We start from the raw sequence: 293 nt of genomic DNA on the forward strand, positions 1-293 counted from the left end.
GGGGCCGGTGATCGCGTGCCTGGCGTCGAAATGCAGGCGAAAACCACCTGCCAGAAGCGCCCGGATCGCGTCGAAATCGAAGATCTCGGCCATCAGGGCGGCGTAGTCGGCGACCGGGTCGACCACTTCGACCACCATCTGACCAAGCCGGGTCTCGCCCAGGGTCGACAGATCCACGTCCTGCGCGTCGAGCATGGCGTAGTCGGTGATCGCCTGCGTGGCCGCGAAGATGCGATCTGTGACCTCCTCGGTCGCGGGGCCGCCATTGGGGCCGTTATACTTGACGCCAAAAT

General features: G+C 64.8%; 1 pseudogene. It reads right to left on the minus strand.

What is annotated here, in order from left to right:
- A pseudogene (locus E0702_RS16735) lies at nt 1-293 on the minus strand (alpha-D-glucose phosphate-specific phosphoglucomutase); the annotation flags it as partial.

The organism is Halomonas marinisediminis (assembly GCF_004347715.1).
Lineage (GTDB): Bacteria > Pseudomonadota > Gammaproteobacteria > Pseudomonadales > Halomonadaceae > Halomonas > Halomonas icarae.